The sequence below is a fragment of the Halalkalibacter alkalisediminis genome (assembly GCF_028610705.1).
In the GTDB taxonomy this organism is placed as follows: domain Bacteria; phylum Bacillota; class Bacilli; order Bacillales; family Bacillaceae_D; genus Halalkalibacter; species Halalkalibacter alkalisediminis.
The window spans coordinates 57,707-65,479 of the sequence record NZ_JAQQWT010000018.1 but is presented as its reverse complement, the minus strand read 5'-3'; the positions used below and the strand labels follow the sequence as shown (position 1 = coordinate 65,479).

8 protein-coding genes and 1 pseudogene are annotated in these 7,773 nt (G+C 38.9%); 3 read left to right on the top strand and 6 right to left on the bottom strand.

Annotated elements, in window-relative coordinates; translation table 11 throughout:
- The first annotated feature begins 367 nt into the window (after positions 1–367).
- A complete protein-coding gene (locus tag PQ474_RS18900; protein WP_273846678.1) occupies positions 368–856 on the top strand; it encodes a hypothetical protein in 489 nt (162 codons plus the stop codon).
- A gap of 312 nt (positions 857–1,168) precedes the next feature.
- Positions 1,169–1,618, top strand: a complete 450-nt coding sequence (locus PQ474_RS18895) for an NUDIX hydrolase (RefSeq protein WP_273846676.1) — start codon at positions 1,169–1,171, stop codon at positions 1,616–1,618.
- 151 nt (positions 1,619–1,769) lie between these two features.
- On the opposite strand, the gene PQ474_RS18890 is transcribed toward PQ474_RS18895, so the two are convergent.
- The 3 genes and pseudogenes from PQ474_RS18890 to PQ474_RS18880 form a co-directional block, all read right to left on the bottom strand.
- Positions 1,770–2,126, bottom strand: a complete 357-nt coding sequence (locus tag PQ474_RS18890; protein WP_273846674.1) for a SpoIIAA family protein — start codon at positions 2,124–2,126, stop codon at positions 1,770–1,772.
- Between the two features lie 45 nt (positions 2,127–2,171).
- Positions 2,172–2,612, bottom strand: a pseudogene (locus tag PQ474_RS18885) (ferritin-like domain-containing protein).
- A 280-nt stretch (positions 2,613–2,892) separates the two neighbouring features.
- Positions 2,893–3,213 (bottom strand): hypothetical protein, encoded by a 321-nt coding sequence (locus PQ474_RS18880; protein WP_273846673.1) that lies wholly within the window; start codon positions 3,211–3,213, stop codon positions 2,893–2,895.
- Positions 3,214–3,612: 399 nt separating this feature from the next.
- On the opposite strand from PQ474_RS18880, the gene PQ474_RS18875 reads away from it, so the two are divergent.
- A complete protein-coding gene (locus tag PQ474_RS18875) occupies positions 3,613–4,272 on the top strand; it encodes a FusB/FusC family EF-G-binding protein (RefSeq protein ID WP_273846670.1) in 660 nt (219 codons plus the stop codon).
- Between the two features lie 48 nt (positions 4,273–4,320).
- On the opposite strand, the gene rbsB is transcribed toward PQ474_RS18875, so the two are convergent.
- From rbsB to PQ474_RS18860, 3 genes are all read right to left on the bottom strand, one after another.
- Positions 4,321–5,250 carry a ribose ABC transporter substrate-binding protein RbsB gene (rbsB, locus tag PQ474_RS18870; protein ID WP_273846668.1) on the bottom strand — a complete coding sequence of 310 codons (930 nt, stop codon included), beginning with the start codon at positions 5,248–5,250 and terminating at the stop codon, positions 4,321–4,323.
- An 87-nt stretch (positions 5,251–5,337) separates the two neighbouring features.
- Complete coding sequence (gene rbsC / locus PQ474_RS18865) at positions 5,338–6,282, bottom strand: ribose ABC transporter permease (RefSeq protein ID WP_273846666.1); 945 nt, start codon at positions 6,280–6,282, stop codon at positions 5,338–5,340.
- Positions 6,272–7,768 (bottom strand): sugar ABC transporter ATP-binding protein, encoded by a 1,497-nt coding sequence (locus tag PQ474_RS18860; RefSeq protein ID WP_273846663.1) that lies wholly within the window; start codon positions 7,766–7,768, stop codon positions 6,272–6,274. Before PQ474_RS18860 ends, rbsC begins: the two co-directional genes overlap by 11 nt.
- Positions 7,769–7,773: the final 5 nt, after the last annotated feature.

The following is a 7,773-nucleotide window of genomic DNA, read 5'->3' as shown; positions in this document are numbered from 1 at the left end:
CACTTAGAAAAAGATGATGATTAATTTTGTACATTCTTAAATGATCAAAAATGTACATCGTTAGCTTGACATTTACATTTTATTTTTATTACTTTATAATTACGTTCCCATTACTTCATTTAAAATGAATTCTCTCAAAAGTTTTCAACAATACGTTACAAATTTAGACATCCCTCATAAACCTCTTTATCTTACTAGTTATGCAGTTATTTGTTGTTTTATGAAAACACTCCCCCTTAACCTTGTATAAGAAAGTCGATAAATGTAAAACGATTACAAAAGGGGTTTGGCTTATTTTGTAGAACTCATTGGTATTAGATGAACGGATTGTAAACAATAGGGTTTATAAAAACGGAGGGTGAATGTTATGTTTAAAATATTTGAAATCTTCAAAATCAAAAATAGTGAGCAAGATCTATGTGAGAGAAAGCTTATAAGGATTATGAAGAGTCTAAACGTTTCCTATTTCGATTATAATTGGGACCGCAGCAGTTGTTATATTGAATTCCGCTATCAGGATGTCTTGTATAGATTGGAACACTCAGTGGAAAAAGCAAATTCCAAAGGTGCTCAAGTTTTAAGAAGCGGCTTGGATAGTTTAAATGAGTTGGTTGAAACGCTTGAAGATCTGTGTCAAATCATTGAAAGAGGAACGTATAAACTCGAGACTTGGCTATCTGGCATGAAAAAGTCCACCTTAACGGAAAAGACTCCTATTTTAGAAGATACTCAAGTAAGAAACAAGTCATTAGTGAAACAAAAATATAAACAGGAGGAGTTTATTATCGCTGCACCGCAATCCTCTCTAGTCGATTTTGACCGACATAAGGTTAGTCAACGACCTGTGAGTAAGTAGAGGGTTGTTTGAAGAAAAAATCAGCCGGACGCCTGATTAAGAGGCGTTCTTTTTTGATGGCGTAAAGCCCGGTGCCTGATAAACACCGTAACGATCTATCAGCTTATTTCGTTGCAACATTCAGATATAGAATAGGATAGAATGATATATGCTCTTAACTTATAATGCTTTTGAGCGTTTTCCGCTATAATCTTACATTCTTTAGAGAGTCACAGGCACCACTCCACGCGATCCCTACATGCTCGTCTAAATAGGTTTATCTCATATAAAATTGCATAATATAGATAATATAAATCAACAGAGGAGGCGGTTATGGGCTATATTGAAGAACTTCGAGCACTTGTTGGCCATACACCTCTTATTCTTAATTCTTCAGGTGTTATTATCTATAACAGAAACAAAGTATTATTATCGTATAGAAATGATACTCGCAATTGGGGTTTACCTGGTGGATACATGGAAAGAGGCGAAACAGTCGAAGAGAACCTTGAAAGAGAACTGATAGAAGAAATGGGAATAACATTAAAGTCACCATCCCTTTACAGAATTTTCTCAGGGCAAGATTTTTACCATGAATATCCTAACGGGGATAAAGTATATAGTGTCATCATGATGTATATAGCTTCTGGATACACGGGAGAAATTATTGTTGATAATAAAGAAATAAAGGAAGCTAAGTATTTTGATATAAATCAATTGCCACCTCAGTTAACCAGAACAACAAAGAAGATTTTAACAGAGTACAGAAAAGAAATAATATAGCAAAGGAAAAACTCTCCGACAAGACTTACTAGTGAATAACTGTGGTGACTGGCACGCATTCACTTCCTGTTAAACAAAAAGTAATGCCTAGCTACAAAGGCTTGGCATTACGCTCTGACTCTATTCACAACCTTAGGGCTATGACGGGCCTCTACTGTTCAAACCACTCCAAGGCTTTCTCTCTTTTACCAAAGTCAAAATGTCGGACTTGAACGCCTGGTATATACTCACTTATTCTGGTGCTTAACTCCATCCATTTCTTATCACTGAAAACAGCAATCTTATGAAACTCTCTCAAATGACGTGCACCAAACATAAGATCTTCCATGATTGCTTGCATGGAGTAGCCCGTTAATTCAGTCAAAAACAATACCAGGTTCAGCCTTTCATGCTGTTCTTTTTTTTCTTTAAATTCTCTTTCGAATTTTTCAATATTTTTTTTTGTAATCTTGCCTATCACGACAACTTCCATAACCGTTCCTAAATGGTTCGGCTTTATCGCAATCATCCATAGCCCCCCTTTGTGATAGCTGTTAATGATTCTTCAAAACATCTATACAATCACTGGCCTTTCATTAAAGTGTGCATCCATAAGAATACGATCTAATTCCTCCATATGATATGTTTCATCCGCAATCATATCTTCAAGCTTTAGAACAAGCTCCGTTTGTCCCAGATCCTCCGCTTGCTACTTGCGCACTTCATAACGCTCAATGGTGTCTTTCTCTCTATTACGTGCTTCCTCGAGCATTTCTTGTACAGTTTCAGGCTGCTTCAGCTCCGCTGGTCTCATAGTTGGTGTTCCACCAAGAACCTTTATTTTTCCGGCTAAATAAAGTGCATGTCCTTGTTCATCTGCAATTTCACTTTCAAAGAACGGTTTTAGCGTTTGCCTGTATAGACCTGATACGACTGCAGCATGGTTGCTATACATAATACTTGTCGCATATTCATTCGTTAGGTCTTCATTTAGTCCTTCAATTAACTCGTGCATTTTATTATCCACTAAAATCATCCTTTCGAATAAATAGTTTGTCTATCTCTGTTAGATGTGTTCCCGGTTATTAAATAGATAAACATTGTGAGGTGACTGACGCAAAAAAAGGTTAACTGTATGTACTGCTCTACAGTTAACCTTTTATACATACTTGTACGGGCTCAGATTTCGGGTGGTGATGGTAATAGCACGGATTCTCTTACAGACACATCTTCCACAAAATATCATTTGAAATTTTTTCCTCCTAAAAATGACTGCATATATCTGAAATCGGTTTTTACATAATGCCATGGTCAAGCGGTTTATTTGATTGCTTTTTGGAAGCTGGAAGCTGACGACATTCTTGCCACTTCATGCTCTTTTCCGTTCTTTTTCTAGATATGAAACCATTCCTTCGTACTGTTTGTTGTAAAAGTAGATACCTCATTTCGCGATCCGCATAACGTTTCGCCAACTTATAAGATTCAACTGAATGACCAAATCTCCTTTGTAATTCGGATGTTTTTTCCTTAAAGAATCGTCCCCACATTTTACGTTCAAATTCATTGTAATCATGCCACGTCCTCTTTCGTTTTAGAAAAAACATCCCTTTTATCATAAAAACCCCTCCTTAATTATCTAAATTTTATGAATAATATATATATTCTGTCTTGAGTCGGTATATTCCTTCTTTTTCTATGAAAAGACAGTTTTTTTTGGTGAGATTATATATCAAACTAGGCATTAGGGGATTTCATTACGGGTGAACGAAACGAGTTAGTCAAAGAAAGGAGGAATGAAACCAACTGTAAAATATTGATACATCTAATTAGGAGGTGATATAAAATGGCGAAACTATTTTTTCTTCCGCCAGAATTTGAAACGTCTCATGCAAAGCCTGTTATTAGAAAGGCGATACTTTGTATGAGGTAGACCAAAGATCATCGCCTTATTTCATTTCTGATAAGTGGATTTGCACCTTGTGATCGATTCACTATGAAATAAGGAGCTGACAGAAATGAAAAACAAACAAGATTCAATCATAGAAATTGAACCTTTCATACGAAATGACCAATACAACTTTATCAAGTTTCAAATAAATAACCTTGTTCACGCACATTCGATCGTTACAGATAAAGATGTTCTTACTGCTTTAAAGCTAAGTTCACTTGATAAAATAATGACGTTATTCCTTGATATTAGCGAGAACCAGAAGTCTATATTAAAAAAGGTCATTGAAAACGAAAAGGAGATTCATCCAGAGGTTTTACTAACCGAACTTAAGAATGATGTCCTTCCATTTAAAAGTGTGACAGAAAAGACAATATCCAAACTATTTCCTAAAGTAAAAAAATGGAAAGCACCGTCTTTAGAAATAGATTTTAGGGAATGGTCTTATTTGGGATGGTATGATATCCGCTCGAAAAAGAAACTCCTAATTGTAGACGACAACGGAAAACTAATGGGGATTCAAGGGACTTTCACGGGCAACATTAAAGGAATTTGTTCTCTATGTAACGCTCATGAAGAAGTTGGATTGTTCATGTCAAATGTGAAAACGGGAAAAGAAACGTATACAAATAGAGGTAATTATATTTGCATTGATAGTTACAAATGCAACCAGAACCTAATGACATTAGAAAAGTTGATTTCCTTTGTTGAACTGTTTAAAAATTAACTAAAAAGTAGTGCCTGGCACCGAATGGCGGCCAGGCACCATAAAAAACTACTTCACCAATTCCAACTCCACCGGGATATTCGCCTCAACCTCTTCCCCATTTAGGATCTTTAACGCTGCTTCAATCGCAGATGAACCTATAAGGGTAGGTTGTTGTGCTACTGTACCTGCTAAGCGGCCAGCTTCCACGGCAGCAACCGCATCGTCTGTTGCATCAAATCCAATCACGACGATATCACTTCCTTTGCCAGCTGCTTCAACAGCTTCTAAAGCCCCTAGAGCCATTTCATCATTATGAGCAAATACGCCAACAATGTCTGGGTGACTTTGAAGAATGTTCTCCATTACATTTAATCCTACAGAACGGTCAAAGTTTGCGGTTTGAGAAGAAACGACGTCAAGCGATCCTCCCGCGACATTGTGGAAACCTTCTCCACGTTCACGTGCAGCGGAACTACCTGGGATGCCTTCTAATTCAGCAACCTTCGCTCCATCTCCTACTAATTCAACTAAAAGTTCTGCAGCCATTTCACCACCAGCTATGTTATCAGAAGCAATATGGGTGACAATCTCTCCTGAATCAGCCCCACGGTCTACGGTAATAACAGGAGTGCCTGCACTGTTCGCCACTTCAACCGCTGCAGCTACTGAAGCAGAATCTGTTGGATTAATTAAGATGATATCAACACCGCGTTGGACTAAGTCCTCCACGTCACTCACTTGTTTCGCATCATCATCTTGTGCATCTAACACAACTAGATTGACGCCTAGCTCTTCTGCCTTTGCATCAGCGCCCTCTTGTAGAGTAACGAAAAATGGATTATTTAACGTCGAAATCGAAAAGCCAATCGTGTATTCCCCGTCTCCGCTATCAATTGAACCACTCTCTGAATCGGCGTTACCTGCTGGTGATTCCATTGAACAAGCTGTTACAAAAGCTAACATTAATACTGATACAAACATGACCCATTTCTTCATGTTACACACTCTCCCCTAATTTTTTTGTTTTTCCTAAAGCCCTCTGCCTAAAAGAGAGGATCACCACTTCGGTTCACCTTAACTCCTTTAAGCATTTTTCTTACGATCCATTAGTACCGCAAGTAAGATAACCCCACCTTTAACAACTTGCTGGAAGAAGGAACTGACTCCCAACAGATTGAGCCCATTGTTTAAGACTCCTATAATCAAGGCCCCAATAAGAGTACCTACGATCCAACCTCTACCACCCGTTAAACTCGTTCCACCTAAGACAACAGCCGCGATCGCGTCTAATTCATACATAGAACCTGCCGTTGGCTGTGCGGAGTTCAATCTCGACATGAGGATCACCCCAGCAAGCGCGGATAAAAATCCGGTTAACGAGTAGACATAAATTTTAATTCGATCCGCTTTAATTCCTGATAATATAGCGGCTTCTTCGTTCCCACCGACTGCGTACACCCGGCGACCAAACGTTGTCTTTTTTAAAATCAAGTATAAGATAACAAAAGAGATCATCATGGTGATAGCCGGTACGGGAATGCCCATGAAATACCCTTTACCTAACATTTGAAAAAAGGTGGAATCTCCTAAACCGGTAACCGGTTTTCCATCTGTGAACATTAACGTTAACCCTCGGAAAATAGTCATCGTTGCAAGTGTGGCAATAAATGGTGCGACTTTCCCTTTGGAAATAATCAATCCATTAAAGGCTCCGAGAATGGCTCCAACTGCTAAGCCTGCTGCAACAGCCAATACAGGATCTACTCCGGCCGCGAGCAAAGTGGCTGTGACAGCCCCTGACAACGCGAGAATCGATCCGACTGATAAATCAATTCCACCCGTTAAAATAACAAAGGTCATACCAAACGCAATCAATGCGTTAATCGAGACTTGTCTTAAAATATTAAAAATATTTGATAACGATAGAAAGCTTGGATTTAACATCGTAATGATGACAATAATGACCATCAACCCAATAAGTGGTCCTAATTTTGCAAAATTAGCTGAAAATTTCCCTTTACCCAACATGTTTATCGCCTCCAGTGGCGTAATGCATAATATGTTCTTCACTTAATTCATTTCGATCTAATATCGTTTTCATCTGTCCTTCAAACATCACCATGACTCTTGAACTCATACCGATGACTTCTGGAAGTTCGGATGAGACCATGATAATGGCTACTCCTTGCTCGGCTAATTCTTTCATAATCGTATAAATTTCCTTCTTAGCCCCAACGTCTACCCCACGTGTTGGTTCATCCAAGATGAGAATACTTGGACTTGTGCCAAGCCACTTCGCTATGACCACCTTTTGCTGATTTCCCCCACTCAAGGATTTTGCCTGTTGCTCCGGACTCGAACACACCACCCTTAACCGTTTGATCAGGTTTTCAAATAAGGCCGATTCCTTCTTTTTCGCAATCCAGCCATTAGTGGAAATAGACTTTAAGTTGGCTAGACTAATATTTTCGCGAATGGAGAAGTCTGTGATGAGCCCTTTTGTTTTTCGATCCTCTGTGATCAGGCCCAAGCCATTTCTTATAGCTTCAATAGGAGAAGAAATTTGAACTTCTTTGCCATTGATCAAAATCTGCCCACTCTCTGCCTTTCGATAACCAAACAAGGTCTCTACCACTTCTGAGCGCCCAGCTCCCATCAAGCCTGAGATCCCTAAAATTTCACCTGATTTAACCGCAAATGAAATATCTTTAAATTCACCCATTCTCGTTAAACCTTTTACTTCAAGCTTCACATCTCCAGGCTCGTTTGTTAACTCAGGAAATCTTCCGCCTAACTGTCTGCCTACCATCATGCTAACGATTTCGTCAAAACTCGTTTCTGGAATGTTTTTCACCCCAACATATTGACCATCTCGTAATACGGTAATCCGATCACACAAAGAAAAGATTTCTTCCATGCGGTGCGAAATATAGATAAAGGAAACCCCTTTTTCCTGCAGACCACGAATGGTTTTAAACAAGGTTTGAATTTCTCGATCGGTTAAAGCGGCTGTAGGTTCATCCATGATAATGACGTCTGCATTGGTCATAAGCGCTTTCGCTATTTCAATCATTTGCTGCTTTCCAACGGATAAATTCCCCGCTCGTTCTGTTGCCTTCACATGTAACCCTAAATCCCGAAGCGTCTCTTCTGTCTTCCGGTTCATCTCTTTTGTTTTTAACCAGGCTGTCTTTCCTACTGTCTGTTCATTACCTAAATACAAATTCTCTGCTACCGTAAGCTCCGGTAGAATATTTAACTCCTGATGAATAACAGCAATTCCATCTCTTTCCGCATCCTTAGGACCTTTATAGACGACCTGCTTTCCTTTTACTTCCACTGTCCCGCTATCGCGAGCGTAAATGCCTGTTAGGATTTTCATCATCGTTGACTTCCCGGCGCCATTCTCCCCCATTAGGGCATGAATTTCACCTTTTTCTAAGGAAAAAGCCACCTCTTTTAATACTTGGTTTCCGCTAAATGATTTTGAAATCCCTTCCATTTGAATAATCATAAAGA